Origin of the sequence: Chelatococcus reniformis (assembly GCF_014640075.1) — a bacterium.
In the GTDB taxonomy this organism is placed as follows: Bacteria; Pseudomonadota; Alphaproteobacteria; order Rhizobiales; family Beijerinckiaceae; genus Camelimonas; species Camelimonas reniformis.
Genome location: NZ_BMGG01000019.1, coordinates 1 through 13,686 on the forward strand (window position 1 = coordinate 1; position 13,686 = coordinate 13,686).

The 13,686-nt window shown below is 64.3% G+C and carries 20 protein-coding genes; 5 read left to right on the top strand and 15 right to left on the bottom strand.

From position 1 onward, the window contains the following. The 13 genes from IEW34_RS29875 to IEW34_RS29925 form a co-directional block, all read right to left on the bottom strand. Window positions 1–1,178: hypothetical protein (locus IEW34_RS29875; RefSeq protein ID WP_188612911.1), on the bottom strand; the 1,178-nt coding region annotated here is incomplete at its 3' end. Continuing rightward, a complete protein-coding gene (locus tag IEW34_RS31000) occupies window positions 1,171–1,296 on the bottom strand; it encodes a hypothetical protein (protein ID WP_280516355.1) in 126 nt (41 codons plus the stop codon). The genes IEW34_RS31000 and IEW34_RS29875, both read right to left, overlap by 8 nt. Then, complete coding sequence (locus IEW34_RS29880; protein WP_188612912.1) at window positions 1,293–1,634, bottom strand: phage tail assembly protein; 342 nt, start codon at window positions 1,632–1,634, stop codon at window positions 1,293–1,295. The genes IEW34_RS31000 and IEW34_RS29880 overlap by 4 nt, the downstream gene beginning before the upstream one ends. Then, on the bottom strand, window positions 1,634–1,996 hold the full coding sequence (locus tag IEW34_RS29885) for a phage tail tube protein (RefSeq protein ID WP_188612913.1): 363 nt from the start codon (window positions 1,994–1,996) through the stop codon (window positions 1,634–1,636). The genes IEW34_RS29880 and IEW34_RS29885 overlap by 1 nt, the downstream gene beginning before the upstream one ends. Window positions 1,997–2,022: 26 nt before the next feature. After that, entirely contained in the window at window positions 2,023–3,543 is a 1,521-nt protein-coding gene (locus IEW34_RS29890; protein ID WP_188612914.1) for a phage tail sheath C-terminal domain-containing protein, read from the bottom strand. A 2-nt stretch (window positions 3,544–3,545) separates the two neighbouring features. Then, entirely contained in the window at window positions 3,546–3,761 is a 216-nt protein-coding gene (locus IEW34_RS29895) for a hypothetical protein (RefSeq protein WP_188612915.1), read from the bottom strand. Window positions 3,762–3,771: 10 nt separating this feature from the next. Then, a complete protein-coding gene (locus IEW34_RS29900; RefSeq protein WP_188612916.1) occupies window positions 3,772–4,314 on the bottom strand; it encodes a hypothetical protein in 543 nt (180 codons plus the stop codon). After that, window positions 4,304–4,684, bottom strand: a complete 381-nt coding sequence (locus IEW34_RS29905; protein ID WP_188612917.1) for a head-tail joining protein — start codon at window positions 4,682–4,684, stop codon at window positions 4,304–4,306. The genes IEW34_RS29900 and IEW34_RS29905 overlap by 11 nt, the downstream gene beginning before the upstream one ends. A gap of 7 nt (window positions 4,685–4,691) precedes the next feature. After that, a complete protein-coding gene (locus IEW34_RS29910; RefSeq protein ID WP_188612918.1) occupies window positions 4,692–5,012 on the bottom strand; it encodes a DUF2190 family protein in 321 nt (106 codons plus the stop codon). 72 nt (window positions 5,013–5,084) lie between these two features. Further along, window positions 5,085–5,252 carry a phage major capsid protein gene (locus IEW34_RS31210; RefSeq protein ID WP_444542169.1) on the bottom strand — a complete coding sequence of 56 codons (168 nt, stop codon included), beginning with the start codon at window positions 5,250–5,252 and terminating at the stop codon, window positions 5,085–5,087. A 34-nt stretch (window positions 5,253–5,286) separates the two neighbouring features. Beyond that, window positions 5,287–6,453 (bottom strand): tyrosine-type recombinase/integrase, encoded by a 1,167-nt coding sequence (locus IEW34_RS29915; protein WP_188612919.1) that lies wholly within the window; start codon window positions 6,451–6,453, stop codon window positions 5,287–5,289. Beyond that, entirely contained in the window at window positions 6,437–6,658 is a 222-nt protein-coding gene (locus tag IEW34_RS29920; RefSeq protein WP_188612920.1) for a MerR family transcriptional regulator, read from the bottom strand. Before IEW34_RS29920 ends, IEW34_RS29915 begins: the two co-directional genes overlap by 17 nt. 60 nt (window positions 6,659–6,718) lie before the next feature. Continuing rightward, window positions 6,719–7,774, bottom strand: coding sequence for a hypothetical protein (locus tag IEW34_RS29925; RefSeq protein WP_188612921.1), 1,056 nt, complete (start codon window positions 7,772–7,774; stop codon window positions 6,719–6,721). A 443-nt stretch (window positions 7,775–8,217) separates the two neighbouring features. Between IEW34_RS29925 and IEW34_RS29930 the strand changes: the two genes are divergently transcribed. The 3 genes from IEW34_RS29930 (at window position 8,218) to IEW34_RS29940 (ending at window position 10,980) form a co-directional block, all read left to right on the top strand. Next, entirely contained in the window at window positions 8,218–8,598 is a 381-nt protein-coding gene (locus tag IEW34_RS29930; RefSeq protein WP_244642314.1) for a type II toxin-antitoxin system RelE/ParE family toxin, read from the top strand. A 4-nt stretch (window positions 8,599–8,602) separates the two neighbouring features. Then, the gene (locus IEW34_RS29935; RefSeq protein ID WP_188612922.1) at window positions 8,603–8,938 is read left to right on the top strand and encodes a helix-turn-helix domain-containing protein; all 336 of its coding nucleotides are present in this window, start codon (window positions 8,603–8,605) and stop codon (window positions 8,936–8,938) included. A 308-nt stretch (window positions 8,939–9,246) separates the two neighbouring features. Beyond that, complete coding sequence (locus IEW34_RS29940; RefSeq protein ID WP_188612923.1) at window positions 9,247–10,980, top strand: P-loop NTPase fold protein; 1,734 nt, start codon at window positions 9,247–9,249, stop codon at window positions 10,978–10,980. 149 nt (window positions 10,981–11,129) lie between these two features. On the opposite strand, the gene IEW34_RS29945 is transcribed toward IEW34_RS29940, so the two are convergent. Continuing rightward, window positions 11,130–11,426 (bottom strand): hypothetical protein, encoded by a 297-nt coding sequence (locus IEW34_RS29945; protein ID WP_188612924.1) that lies wholly within the window; start codon window positions 11,424–11,426, stop codon window positions 11,130–11,132. Window positions 11,427–11,657: 231 nt separating this feature from the next. Between IEW34_RS29945 and IEW34_RS29950 the strand changes: the two genes are divergently transcribed. Both IEW34_RS29950 and IEW34_RS29955 read left to right on the top strand, forming a co-directional pair. After that, window positions 11,658–11,951 (top strand): hypothetical protein, encoded by a 294-nt coding sequence (locus IEW34_RS29950; RefSeq protein WP_244642315.1) that lies wholly within the window; start codon window positions 11,658–11,660, stop codon window positions 11,949–11,951. A gap of 89 nt (window positions 11,952–12,040) precedes the next feature. Next, window positions 12,041–12,343: a hypothetical protein gene (locus IEW34_RS29955; RefSeq protein WP_188612926.1), complete on the top strand. Its 303-nt coding sequence runs from the start codon at window positions 12,041–12,043 to the stop codon at window positions 12,341–12,343. On the opposite strand, the gene IEW34_RS29960 is transcribed toward IEW34_RS29955, so the two are convergent. Next, a partial coding sequence (locus IEW34_RS29960; RefSeq protein ID WP_244642316.1) for a phage tail tip lysozyme occupies window positions 12,340–13,686 on the bottom strand: 1,347 nt, incomplete at its 5' end. The genes IEW34_RS29955 and IEW34_RS29960 overlap by 4 nt on opposite strands.

Here is a 13,686-nt window from a genome sequence, read left to right on the forward strand (position 1 = left end):
CGCATGCGGTCGAAGAGCGACTTGGGCGGCTGGCGCTTCTGCTCCTCGATCAGCCGCTGCCGCTCCTCCGGCGTGATGTCCTTGACGTCGCCGCCGTTGAGCGCCTTGCCCAGCCGGTCCGTCCACTGGACAAGCTTGTCGATCGCCGCCTGGGCCTCATCGACGGCCGCTTTGATCACCCTGAACGCGTCGGCAACGCCGCCGGCGATCTCCTTCATGTTGCCGAACATCGTGGTCAGGTCGGACCCGATCGCCTTCCAGTCCTGCCCCTTCAACCACTCGGTGGCCGCCCTGATGCTGTCGACGACGCCGGTCTTGATCTCGCCCTGGTTGAGATCGACCCACTCCCGAAGCTGGTCAATCATCGGCCGCAGGCTGTTGAGCAGATCGCTGCCGACGGCGTCGCGCAGCCCGCGCAGGCTGGCGCTCATCTTGTCGAGCGCCTCCTCGAAGGCGAGCGCGTTCTTCGCGGCCGATTCCGGCAGCTTGCCCAAGTCGCGCTCGGCCTCTTTCATCAACTCCTTGATCGGCTTGCCGAGCAAGCGGGCGCCGAGGATGGCGAAATCGCCGTTCCCGAACACCGCCTCAGCGAACTTGCGCCGCTCGGCCGGGTTCGGGATGCGTTTCTCCATGAACTCGATCGCCTCACCGAAGGCGGTCGCCGCATCCTTCGCCTGGCGCATGCGGGTGAACAGCGCCTGGATCTCGCTGTTCTGCCCCATGCCCCAGTTGAAGAGCTGGCCATAGCCCTTCTGGAGATCGCGGAACTGCTCGGAGAACGAGCCGAGCGCTGAGCGCATCTGCTCAGCCGGGATGCCGAGACGGGCGCCGACTTCCTGCCAGGTCCGCACGGCGTTGATGGCGACGCCTGTGGCGGCCGAGAAGCGCGCCAGTTCTGCCGTCGACCCGGAGAAGACACGCACGGTCGCGGCGATGCCGGCCAGCGCGCCGCCGACGGTCAAGGACGTGACGCCGATCGCATTCAGCGCCGGCTGGAGCCCGCGCTCGATCCCGGCGCGAAGCTCGTTGGCGACGCGGGTGACCTCAGACAGCTCCGCCTTCAGCTTGCCGACGCCGGGACCAGGTCCGATCGTCGCCAGCTGCTGCCGGAAGGCGCGCAGGGGCGCGCTGAACTGGTCGACGACCTGGACTGGTAGCCGAAGCTGCTCGTCAGGCATCGCTCATCTCGTCGATCACGCCGGACACCACATCGTGCAGGGCAGCCACGCTATGAGCCGGCAGGTCCATCAGCCACGGCAGAGGGATGGCGCCTTTGCCCGCGAGCGCCAGCCTCACGCAGGCTCGGACGAGCTCGCGGCCGGGCTCATGCCCAGCGCCGGCATAAAAAAACTGGTGAGCAGCCACGCGCAGCCGACCCAATCCTGGGGCGCCATGGCGGCCACGGCGGAGAGCGGCACGTTGCCCAGTCGCGAGATCATCCCGCTCATGAACTTGCCGTCGTGAGTGATGCGCACCGGGTCGGCGTCGAAATCGACGATGACCGGATTGCCGACGGCGATGATGTCGCCCGCGGTCGGCTCGCGGAAGGTGAGCGTGGTCCGCTCCTCGTTCGCAACCTTGATCGGCCGCGAAAGCGAGAACGACAAGCTCGCGGGCTGTGCTTCATCGGCCATCAGACCACCTCATCGCAGTCGACGCCTTCGAAGCGGACGCGCGTCTGGCCGTCCTTGGTGTTCAGCTCGAGAGCCGCTGTGCACCACGCGCCAGTCAGTACGTAGGATTTCCCGTTCGCGAGGTCAGCCTGAACGGTCGAGTTGGTGAGCGTCATCAGCAGCTCGATGCTCACTTCCTGCGTCAGCGAGACGTCACCCTCGATGAAGGGGACCTTCGGGTTCTCGGCGAAGCCGTGCACGTAGTCCTGGCCGGGAATGCCGGCCCGCTCGATGTTGCTCGGCGAAACCGTGAAGTTGCCCTTCAAGGGATATTGGGTGCCGTCCACGTAGAAGTACGCGATCCCGGCGATGCGCTGGCCCATTGCTGTCTCCTATGAGCTTCGGGCCGTCAGGCCGCGGCGGCGTCGGTGGTCGCGAACTGGAGGCGGAACTGCGCCAGCGTCGCCAGGTGGCGCAGCTGGTTGATCAGGTCCGGGGGGTAGAGGACGTTGACCCGGTTCGGGTTGGTGCTGGAGCGCTCAACGATCAGCGCCGCCTTGAAAGCAGAGACGTTCTCGACCAGGCCGTCGAACTCGGCGGCCCGGTAGAGCGCAATGATCTCGCCCTTGATGATCTTGGGCGTCACGATCGCCTGGCCGGCGCCGAAGCGGGTGCCGTCATTGGCCAACTTGTGGCGCGGATACTTGTTGGTGATGCCCTGCTGGAGCCGCCGGAAGAGGGCCGCCAGCGTGTGCAGCGTGGTCACCAGCTCATAGGCGTTGTCGGGCTGGCCCAAGCTGTTGCGCTGATAGAGCGTCTGCTCACGCATGATCGCCGGCATGCCGTCCGGGTTCACCGCTTGGATGGCGATGCCGGACTGCGCCAGGCCGTTCATCTCGCTCTTGTTGCGGCGGGCGCCCTTCGGCGCCGGCTGGACGCCGTCGAGCGACAGCGTCTGGAGCGGACGGGCCGGGTCTGCCGACAACGCTGCGGCCGCGCGCGCGGTGTATGCCGCAGCCCACTCCCAGATTGGCGTCGGGCTCTTCACCTCGACGTCGAGCACAGAGACGACCGGCTGGTTCAATGCCGCGCCCCAGGCGACCTGGTTGGAATAGGTGTCCCGCCGGGCGCTGAACACCGAACCGTAGGTCTCGCGCAGCCAACCCCAGCGGCCGCTGTCGCTGAAGCCATATTCGGTGCCCCAGACGCTCAGCGAGCCGGTGTCGGTGTGGGCCACCGACACGTATTCCCACGGATCGTCGCCGAGGGCCGCGATGGCCGCCGTCCAGTCGGGCACGCCGGTGCCACTGGCGAGGACGTTGTTCGTGGGATGGGTCAGCGCCAGGCCGGCCGGCAGCACCTCGCCGCCGTTCACACCGAGCACCGAGTCCTCGACGCGGATGTCGTTGCCGCTGATGCCCTTCCATTTCGTTGTCAACGTCACGGTGGACGTGCTCACGCCCGACGTGACAGGCAGGCTCGTGACCGCATTGATGGCGGCGTTGATCTTGGTCGCCACCTGGGCGGTCGTGTCGCTCGACAGGACACCGACCGCGACGCGCTGGCCCGCGATGTAGAGATAGACGGTGCCTGCTGCCGTCGGCGCGCTGGCGACCACGATCGTCCCGCTGGCCGCGACGCCGGCGCCGGGCTCGGCCACCGGCAAGCAGTAGATCGGCGTTCCCTTGTTCAGCGCGAACGCGCGCTCGAAGGCGCGGGCCAGCGGCGAGCCGTCCCCGAACATCGACTTGGCCACGGCCACGCTGCCGGGCGACACCGGCGCGTTCGCCGGCGCTGTGCCGGCGGCGATCTTGTAGTCGGCGAGCAGCATATACTTGGGGAAGGTCGGCGTGCCGGCCTGCGAGGGGTCGACCTCGATGGTGACGAGCGGGACCTTCCAGTCCGCTGGGGTTTGGGTGAACGAGACCACGGTCAGCCCTCCTTCTTGGCGGCGGCGGCGGCCGGCCTGTCAGTGGTTACAGGGGCGTCGACCGGCTGGTCGGCCACCTCCTTGATGTCGCCGTCGCCTATGCGCCGGAACGTGAACTGGTCAGCCGGCCACAGGCCTCCCTCGTCGGGCAGTTCGCCGGCAAGAGGATGCTTGAGGCCCATGCCCTGCCGGGCCGGCCTGACGCGCATGTCGGACATGGGGGATTCCTCAGTCGGGCTGGACCTGGTCCAGCGTCACCCGGATTTCGGGGGTGTTGGCGTCGTGGCCGAGCGGCCGGGCAATGAGGTCGGTGCCCAGGTAGTCGTCTGGCACGACCGGCTCCCAGCGCGTCGAGAACTGGACCTGGAGCTCGGTCGTCCCCTGGGCATACCAATTCTCGCCCTCGCGCGGGAACGCCACCGAGCTCGAGAGACTGGTCACGCCCTCAACGTGCGCAAGCCAATCAGGAGACGTCAGCAGCTTGTTCAGCGCCCACCGCATGCGCTTGTGCAGCGAGGTGGGTAGGTCCTCGCGGCGGTTGGCCCGGACCTTGAAGTTGAGCACCAGCGACAGGTCGTGGACGAAGTGCGGCTCGCCGGAAACGGCGTCGCCATCGGCCTTCGCCTGCTCGCGCCAGGCGAGCACGAGCAGCGACGGCAGCTGATCATCGGGCTCGACGTCGACCGGGTTGATCGACACGAGCTTGAACATCTGCGGGTTCTGCAAGAGGACGACCGCCGCGTCACGGATCTCGATGGCCTCAGGGGTCATCGTCCGTCTCCGGCGGCGTGAGGTCGTCCTCCTTCAGCACCCACAGCTGATGGCCGTAGCCGTCGTCATCGCCCGTGTCCTCGATGGTGAACGTGCGTCCTGCGAGGAACGGGAGATCGATGCTGCTGACCTGGTCGCCGCGAGCGACCGCCGGGTTGCCGAACTCCGACACGCGGACGCCGAAGGTGTAGCCATCTGCGCGCTGGCTGCCGCCGAACTCGTCGACGATGTCCTGCGGCGTCAGCGTATAGACGCCGCGGATGGGGACGGCCGCAGCGCTTGGCGCCGAGACCCGCTGAAGCAAGAGCGCATCCACAGCGAACGCGTTCATGCACGGGCCCAGCACCAGCGCATCGAAGTCGATCGCCACCGCAGCGTCAGCCGATGCGGACGCGGCCGACCGCCGACGGGTTCGCCGCCACCTCGGTCGCGTAGCCGATCAGCGTGTTATCGGTCGACACGGTCGTGGCGTTGCCAGCGGCAGCCCAGTAAATCGGCGCACCGATCGTCCAGGCCTGGGCGCTCACCTTGGGCAGCTCGAACACGCCCTTGGTCTTGACCGCCACAGGCACACCAACGGCTGCGGTTGAACCGGCGACGCCGATGAGCGAGCCGATGATCACCACGTCGCCGCTATCGACGCCGCCGCTCGGGGCGGGCACGGTCAACGTGTCGCCCGGCTGGATGAAGTTCTTCATCTCAGTTCTCCAGATCGAAAATGGGGAGGATCAGGGCGGCGCGCGGGCCGCCCCGAAGAGGTCGGCGAGCGTTTACCCGCCGGCGTTCTTGTAGAGACCGCGCCAGTGCAGGGCCTTCACGCCGGCATCCATGCGGACCTTGAACTCGGTGCCGTCGACGCTCCAGCCTTCGCGCTGATCCATGAACGGCTCCTCAACTCCATCGAGATACGTGAACTTAATTACGATGAGCAATTTCAATCAGTTGCGCGCCATTGGCGCGCCTCCGTCGCATTTAGAGAGGCTGAACTGTCGCGTCGAACCGCGCCGCGATGCCGGTAGCGGCCACGCGGATGGCCTCATCCTCGGGGAAGAGATGGCCATAGATGTTGAGCGTGGTCTGCACCGAGGCGTGCCCGATGACGGTTTTGACGTGCAGAGGCGAGAGCCCCGAAGCGATGAACAGACTGGCTGCCGCGTGCCGCAGGGAATGCAGCTTGTACTTGGGCCGACCCTTCTCATCTGCGAGACCAGCCTTCGCACAGATCGCCCGCCAGTACAGGTTTGACATGTCGTTGGGCGAAATAGGGCCGCCGCCTCCAGTGACTGTTAGAACATACTCCTCCGGCTCCCGATTGCTCGGGATTGCCCGGAGAGCAGCGGCGACTTGGGGCACGATTGGAACGTCCCGCACGCCGCTGGTTGTCTTCGGTTCCTTCAGCCCGTCGAGCCGAGAGAGGCTGCGCCGCACCCGAATGACGCTCCGATCGAGGTCGACGCAGTCCCACTTCAACCCGCACATTTCACCACGCCGGAGCCCGCCGAACATGCCGATCGCGACCATTGCATGCCGCACCTGAGCGGCAAGCGGCCGCTCGCCGGGCGCGCGCTCGCGCGCTGCGCGCAGCAGCGCCTGGAGTTCGGCTTGGCTGGGAACGATCACCCGATTTGCCTTCGCTGGAAGTCGCGTCGTCGACTTGTAGTCACGGACGAGATTTCGCTTCGCTTCCCTGGCTGCAATGGCGTAGTCGTATATCAAGCCGAGTGCCATCACCGTGTGCCGAACGGTCACGCCGCTAAGATCCTCGCCAAGATCGTCAACGAAGGACTGCAAGTCATCCCGCGTTATGTCGGTGAGAAGCTTCCCTCCGATCGGACCGAGGCGCTTGAAGCACGACGTGTACATGGCAACAGTGCTCTTTGTCATGCGGTCGCCCACTCGGGCGCGCTTCTCGCAGTCGCGTAGCCACGCCTCCCCGGCCACGCCGATCGTGTCGGTCTGTGATCGCGCCACATGCTCGCCTCGCTCGAGCTCGCCCTCAACCTTCCTACGGAATGCATCCGCGTCCTTCTTGAGCCCGGTCTGGGGGGTGTAGCGGCGGCGCTTCCCTTTGGCGTCGGTGTACTCGCAAACCCAGGGGGAGTTCGGGTCCTTGGGGTCCCGCTTACGGACGCTTGCCACAGGCCGCCTCCTTTTCGAGCTTCTCCAGCCAGGCGTTCAGCGTCGAGCGGCGGGCGCAGGTCAGCTTGCAGACCTTGAACGTCGGGATCGTGCCCTTGTCCGCCAGGTGTCGGGCCTGTGGCACCTTCAGCCCGAGGTGCGCGGCGATCGCCGGCATGCCGTAGAGCAGGTCCGCGCCGTTCGGCGGGTTGGTGTCGTCGTTCATGGTGATGTTCCTCATGGGGCGAGACGGCCCGGCCACGGGCTTGCGGCCAGGCCTGGGGCCTCAGTGGCGGGGGCCGATGGGCGCGTCGCTGGAGCCGAGGATGGTTCCGCCAGCGTCCAGGTGCCGTTGCGCCTGCTCGCCAATCGCTTCCTCGTCGCCGATGCCGGTATCGCCGAGCTCATCGTCATCGGTGCCGCTCAGATGATCGAGCGGCCCCCTGCCCGCGCTCTCCGGCCATGAGAGCTCCCGGCCATCGTGCTCGACCTCGCCCGCGTCGAGAGGGTCCGCCTCCAAGTCCCTGCGGCCTCCGGCAGCCCAGCGCTCCTGCGAGGCGCGCCGGTCAACGATGGGCTCCATGTCCCGCATCCCAATCGTGTTGATCGGGTGGACCTCCGGCGCGCCGAGCGATGGTTCGCGCTCGTCGCCGCTCTCCTCATCGTCGTCGTTGCTGTCGAACCGCGCCGACGGCATGGCACCGGGGCCGACCTCCGGCCACGTCAGTTCCGCGCATGCGTCCGGCTCGGCCTCATCGAAGCGGATATCCGGCTGTCCCAACGGGTCGAGCGGCTCAGTCCCGTGGTTCCATTCGAGCTCGGTCCGGTCCGCATCGAACGCGGCGAGCACGTCCTCCATGGTCCGGCTCAGCGGCACCCACAGGTAGCGGAAGCCGTCGTGCGCCACGATGTGCCCGAGATCGCAGATGTCCCGCAGCGCGCGCCGCTCGTCGCCGGCGAGGCCGAACGAGATGCCCCCGGCCATCTGCCGGTAGGTCATGAACACGACGATCAGCTGGCGCCGCACCTGCGCCGCTGTGGCCGTGCGCGAGAGAGCGCAGATGACGAGCGCCTGCCCCTCGTTGAGATAGTAGGCCTTGCCCGGCCGGCCGCCCTTGCGGGAGGTTTCCGCCGCCGTGGCGGAAACCTGCCCATAGCTCTCCAGCTCCACGATGTTCCGGCGGATCAGCGTGCGGATCTTGTGCGGATCGGCAAAACCCAGGCGGAAGGCGAGCAGCAGGTCATAGACCCGGGGCTCGTCGCCGAAGCGGTGCGTCAGGTCGCGCAGGTTCAACTCGCCTGCGCTGCCCACGGCGGGCGCAATTTTGGTGTGAATGGTCATGGTTTGCTCTGTGTGCTCGACCGGCTTCTCAGGGCCGGGGCAGCCGCGAAGGGCCGCCTATGCCAGCCGGCAGGGCTGGCACCGGGAGTCTGAGAACACGCCACAGAGAACGTGCGCCACGGCCTTCACCCGAAGGCTCTTGTATAGCCGTGGCACTCCCGGCATAGTGCGCCGGTCGCGGCCCACGGCAAATGGGCGCGTCTACTTTCGGGCGTCGCACCCGGCAAGGTGACGACGAACCGCTCTGTGAATGCAGCGCCAGCCCCGGCAAAGGGCCCCGCTGCGGGAGTTCTCAGGCTCCAATCGACACAATGAACGCGAACACGCCGCCCCGCAAGGGCGCGGCGCGATTGCGCGTGCGCTTTCTGCGAATCCCTTTGCCACTTGCGCTTTGGCAGCTCGTTCTATAGGTATCTGCCTATAGGCAATTGAGGCTCAAGCCGTTGTCTGAAGCGCCGAAGCAGTTGCTGCCGATCGAGTGGATGGCCTCCGCCAAGTCCGATCTCTCGGCCTTCCCGCAGGACGTGAAGGATGAGGTCGGCCAATCCCTGTTCCTGGCGCAGTTGGGCGAGACGGCCACCAACGTCAAGGCGCTTCAGGGCTTCGGTGGCGCCAGCGTGCAGGAGATCCGGGCGAATGACGCGTCGGGCACCTATCGGACCGTCTACACGGTGAAATTCAAGGGCGCGCTCTACGTGCTCGACGCGTTCCAGAAGAAGTCGACCAGCGGCATAAAGACGGCGCGGGTCGATATCGACAGGATCAAGGCGCGCCTGAAGGCCGCCGAGCAGCACTATGCGACGCACTACAAACGGAAGGGTTGATGACATGAGCGACGTCGACACCAGCATCGTGCCGAGCAGCGGCAACGTCTTTGCCGACATTGGTCTGCCCGATCCCGAAACTCACATGATCAAGGCGCGGCTGGTCTATACGATCGACCAGAGCATCAAGGCGCTGGGCCTTTCGCAGGTTGCCGCGGCCGAACGCATGGGCGTCAAGCAGCCGGACCTGTCGAAGCTCATCCGGGGCCACCACCGGGGCTTCACCGTCGAGCGGCTGCTCTACTGCCTCAACGCGCTGGGGCGAGACGTCGAGATCAGCGTGAGGAAGGCGCCCCGGCGCCGACGGAAGCCGGCCAGCGTGACGCTGAAGGTGGCGTGATGACAGAACGAACCGCGAAGGTTTGGGACAAAGACGTTCCTGTCAGCGTCCATCAAAAGTCGAAATCGGTCTGGGTCGCCGTCGGCACCTACCACGGCCAGCGCATCGAGGCGAAAGGTCGAAGCGAGAGTGCCGCGTTGGCGCTCTGGCGTGAGACCGCTCGGTACCGGGGCGGCTAAGGCCAGCGTCAACACCGCCCTGCGGGACTGGCTCCAGTGGCAGCGGTAGAGATCGCCCAATGGCAGCTGCGTTCAGATCTCGCATTGTCGCGGGAAGTCTTCAAGCACTTGACAGAACGAGGCAACCGAATGCACGCCAAGGAAACGCACCAAACTCCAAAATCTCACAAACTGATCATAGATGAAGTTGCGCGCTTTCTCGCATCTGACGCAGCTGAAGCGCTCTGCATTAGCGGCGATTGGGGCGTCGGAAAAACACATGCATGGAACCAAGCAATAAAATTGTGTATTGAGAATGGATCTATTCGAGAAAAGCGCTATTCGTATGTCTCAGCTTTCGGGTTGAACTCTCTTGACGCATTAAAGCTGGCAGTTGTCGAGAACATTAACTTTCTTGTCGCTTCAAGCGACTCTGATGAGGCCCAAGCAGCGGCAAAAGCAGGAAACTTTGCTATTTCTACAATTGCCAAAGGGAGAGGCTTTCTACACGCTATCCCCGTCGCAGGAAAAATTTTAAGTGAATCCGGCTCAATTCTGTTTTCTACAATCAGAGATCAAATTGTGTGCGTCGACGATCTTGAGCGGCGAGGATCAGGTTTATCGATTGAAAATGTATTAGGGCTAGTATCTTTTCTAAAAGAAGAGCGTAATTGTAAAATAGTTATGCTACTCAATGAAGAACACCTTGGAGATGAAACCCGCCAATTTCGAATTAACTTCGAGAAGGCCTTCGATATTCATTTGCGCTTCAAACCTAGCGCAAAAGACTCAGCAGAGATAGCCATTCGCGGCCAAGACGATATCGGCTGCACACTCCGCAGTCATTGCGAAACTCTAAATTTGTCTAACATAAGAGTTATTAAGAAAATAGAGCACTTTGCCCGACTTATAGAACCGATTCTATATAATCTACCTAACGAAATTCTTAAGCAAGCCCTTCATACCATTACTCTTTATTGTTGGATCAAATACCAGCCGACCGAAGCACCCTCCCGTGAGTTTATCCTAGAGAAGCGCGCTAGTCACTTCTTCGACCTTAGCGACATACTCAACAAGAGTAGCGACAGCGCTCCGGATGAGACGAATGATAAGTGGCACGGGATCCTGGACGCGTACGGGTTTGCTCAAGTCGACGCATTCGACGAGTTGATCATTGCGAGCATTGACGACGGATTTTTCAATCAATTACTGGTTAGGGACGGGGCGGAGAGACACGCGGTTGAGATAAAAGGGAGCATAGATCTCGGACACTTCAAATCAGCCTGGCGGAGATATAAGTCTAGTTTTGATGAAGACGAGGAATTACTTGTCGAAGAGATGAAGTCGGCCGTTCAACGAACGCCGAGCCTATCCGCAGATGACCTCCAATCGGCGGTCCGGCTGTTCAAATCGCTGGGCCGAGAAGTGGAGGCCTTAGAGCTGATCGCGGTATTTATAAGTAATAACTCCGAAAAGGGGGAGAATTTCTGGGACACAGACGAGGTATTTTTCTTTTCCAGAATCGTTGATCCCCATATAGCAGAGGCATTTGCGAATAAGAAGGCGGAAGTTGCCAAAGAGCTCAAACTTGTGGATGTTTTATTGCGAATTGGTCGAACGAGGTCGTGCGGCTCTACGGATGAAGTTTTTCTTTCGACACAATCCTCAGAGAACTTCCACGACGTGTTCTTATCTGAGAGTGGCGAGAGGCTTCGAGACGTCATAAGGGGCGCTCTGTTCTTCCAGAGGGTGGTGAACGCGGGACCGGAACAGAGGAAAATTTGCGAGGTGGCTGAGGATGCGCTCAGGTCCATTGGGAGCACCAGCAACCTGAACCGGCACCGCGCTGCCTCATGGCTGGGCCACCCAAATAGCACCTTGTAACTCACCCGCAGATCGGGATCAGCCTTGGCTGCAACCGATCTATTCGATGCGTGCATTGAAGCTCGGCGGATACGGACGGATCTCACGTGGTCGGCTTGACGGCATCTCGCCGGGGAGCCCCTACCCGGCCGCCTCGAGGCATCGGGCCCCTACGGTCGGTAGTTGCCGAGCTCACACCAGAACACGCCGAAATTGACCCGCTCGGCGCCGTTCGCCTGGGCCAGATTGATGTTGAGAAGCCGAGCCGCGAGTTCGCAGTTGGTCTGGTTGTAGCTGCCTGACTGGTCGGCGTTGAATGTCGCCCAGTGGACGCGTTCGTTGGGATCAACCGTGCTCTTCCGATAGAGGGTGTACGTCCGACTGTTCGCTGGCGGCTCCTCGGCTCGCGTCGGCACTGCGACCAGCGCAAGGGCTACCGCTGCCGGCGCAACAATCGATGCCCTCATCAGTCCATCCTCAGTCGGCAACGCCATCCCAAATAGCGCACCATCCCGCCATGACCAGGTGACAGATCGACAACCGCGTCTCTGCCGGGGTTCCCTTGCGCCGGGTAAGGCCAGAGGCGCAGGGGTGGGACTATGAGGATTTCGATATGGCTGCCGATGGCCCTGGCCCTCCTCAGCATGGCGTCCATCGCCGACGCGGCGCCGCGAACGCCGAGGCGCGTTGGCCAATGCGTGCAAACCAAAATCACCGAGATCACCGACTATTGGGGGAAGCCCATCAGGGCGGCCGCAGACAGCGGCAGCGTCGTCAAGTTCTCCAGCGGCGATGTGCTGGTCCACCACGATCTCAAGCCCGAGGCGCTCCTGGCGTCACGCGTGGGGGACAGGGCGCTCGTCTGCCTGGTGTCGGTCCCCAGGGGCTGCCCGCCCGGCGACGATCGCGGCAAGGTCTACACGGCCACCAATCTCCGGACGCAGCAGTCGTGGACGATGGCGGACAGCCATCACCTCTGCGGAGGGGCCTGAGCCACCCGCGCCGCGTCGGCCGCCGGGCGACTCGACGGCAACAGTCCACAGCGCTTGCCCTCTCCTGCGGCCTGCGGCAGGCTGCCCGCATGAAGGTTGCTGCCATCGTTCTTGCGGCCGCACTGGCTATGACCGGGGCACCGCCTCCGGCCAATGCGGCCGAGCCCACCGCATCGGCGCTGATCAAGCGATGGCGCGAGGCGAACGAAATCTGCCGCGGCAGTTCGCCAGTTACCGCCTACGTGCAGGCGGTCTGCGACGAACGCGAGGCCATTGGCCGCCAGATTGATACGATGAATTGGTGTTACGGGCGACGCGGCGAGTACCAGTATCAGAAGGACTGGCATCGCTGCGGTCCCAGATCAATCCGCGAAGGCCAACCTGACGACTAATTCCCTTCGTCAGCATTGGGCATTGCGCGAGGCCGGTTGACGGTCACCTCCTTGAACAGCCCATCCATGCTCGTGCGGGCCCGCATGCCCTTCGGAAAGCCGTCGAGCGTGATATTGACTGACCCGGTCGCCGACTGACCTCCCCCGCCTGCCTCCGCGGCACGCTTGGGTAAGGTTTTGGTTTCGGCCAGATCGTCCACAGCCTTTCGCCAAGCCTTTGGAAACGACGCGGCGTCGGTTCCGGACTGAGCGGCGTCTTCGTCAGCCAGCCTGGACAGCCCTGAGTAGGATCGGCGGGCACCACCACCTGGCCAGCCGGTGGGGGCCGAGCTGCCACCTTCGTGACCAGCGCCGCGCGCCATGTAGGCCCGAAGCACGTCACGGGCGTGCTGCTCTCGCTTTCCCTGTAGGGGCCCTGCGTAATTTTCGAAAAACTTGCCGATAATGTTGCCGCGGCGAAGGTCCGTTTCACGGTGCCAATTTCGTTCAGCCGCAGATCGCCGCTGCCGCTCCTCATTGAAGAAGTCGATATTGGCGTCCGCGTCGTAGGGGCTCACGCCGCGGTTCGCGGCGAATCGGCGAAGCGCGGCCTGTCTGTCCAGTCGCCACTGGAACATGAACCTTGCAGTCCCATGGTCACCTACGGCGGTTGTGGTAACACCGCTCTCCTCGATAGCCTGACCGACGGCGGTGGATGCCGCCTCCGGTGTCCATCCGTGGACATTGACGAGCCGGTCCATGGCATGGAGGGCGCGCTCGCGTAGGCCCGCGCCAGGCCGCAAGCGAGAATTCGCCCCGCGCACCGCCTCGACCGACCTCTGCTGCCCCGGCGACAGATCGGAGCGCCGGATCCGCGGCACCCCGCTGCCGGGCGTGAGACCAGAAGGGCGAGGCGTCGGCAAAGGTGCGCCACCCGCGCCAAGCCCTCCGCTGCCGGGCGTCGTGCCTGGAGCCGGCCCGGCCGGCTGTTCTCCGCCAGCGGAGCCGCCACCCGGACCACCGCGCCGCCAGCCGCCGCTGAAGCCGCTGCCGCCGGACATCTCCGGCAGGCCACCGCCACCGCCGCCGGCCCAACCGAGGCTGGCGCGCTGGATGCCGCCAGCGCCGCCAGGGCCGCCAGCCACGAACTCGCGCAGCGCCTCGAGCACGCCGTCGCGCACCGCGTCGCGGAACATCTCGAAGGGCGAGCCATAAGCCGCGTCCCCGCCACCGCCGCCGTAGGAGATCGGCGAGAACCCGCGCATGCGGTCGAAGAGCGACTTGGGCGGCTGGCGCTTCTGCTCCTCGATCAGCCGCTGCCGCTCCTCCGGCGTGATGTCCTTGACGTCGCCGCCGTTGAGCGC

Excerpts from the sequence above, each read along its gene's own strand:
- IEW34_RS29910 (WP_188612918.1), bottom strand. The coding sequence starts at position 5,012 with ATGAAGAACTTCATCCAGCCGGGCGACACGTTGACCGTGCCCGCCCCG.
- IEW34_RS29900 (WP_188612916.1), bottom strand. The coding sequence starts at position 4,314 with ATGACCCCTGAGGCCATCGAGATCCGTGACGCGGCGGTCGTCCTCTTG.
- IEW34_RS29920 (WP_188612920.1), bottom strand. The coding sequence starts at position 6,658 with ATGAACGACGACACCAACCCGCCGAACGGCGCGGACCTGCTCTACGGC.
- IEW34_RS29925 (WP_188612921.1), bottom strand. The coding sequence starts at position 7,774 with ATGACCATTCACACCAAAATTGCGCCCGCCGTGGGCAGCGCAGGCGAG.
- IEW34_RS29935 (WP_188612922.1), top strand. The coding sequence starts at position 8,603 with ATGAGCGACGTCGACACCAGCATCGTGCCGAGCAGCGGCAACGTCTTT.
- IEW34_RS29940 (WP_188612923.1), top strand. The coding sequence starts at position 9,247 with ATGCACGCCAAGGAAACGCACCAAACTCCAAAATCTCACAAACTGATC.
- IEW34_RS29880 (WP_188612912.1), bottom strand. The coding sequence starts at position 1,634 with ATGGCCGATGAAGCACAGCCCGCGAGCTTGTCGTTCTCGCTTTCGCGG.
- IEW34_RS29885 (WP_188612913.1), bottom strand. The coding sequence starts at position 1,996 with ATGGGCCAGCGCATCGCCGGGATCGCGTACTTCTACGTGGACGGCACC.
- IEW34_RS29955 (WP_188612926.1), top strand. The coding sequence starts at position 12,041 with ATGAAGGTTGCTGCCATCGTTCTTGCGGCCGCACTGGCTATGACCGGG.
- IEW34_RS29945 (WP_188612924.1), bottom strand. The coding sequence starts at position 11,426 with ATGAGGGCATCGATTGTTGCGCCGGCAGCGGTAGCCCTTGCGCTGGTC.
- IEW34_RS29895 (WP_188612915.1), bottom strand. The coding sequence starts at position 3,761 with ATGTCCGACATGCGCGTCAGGCCGGCCCGGCAGGGCATGGGCCTCAAG.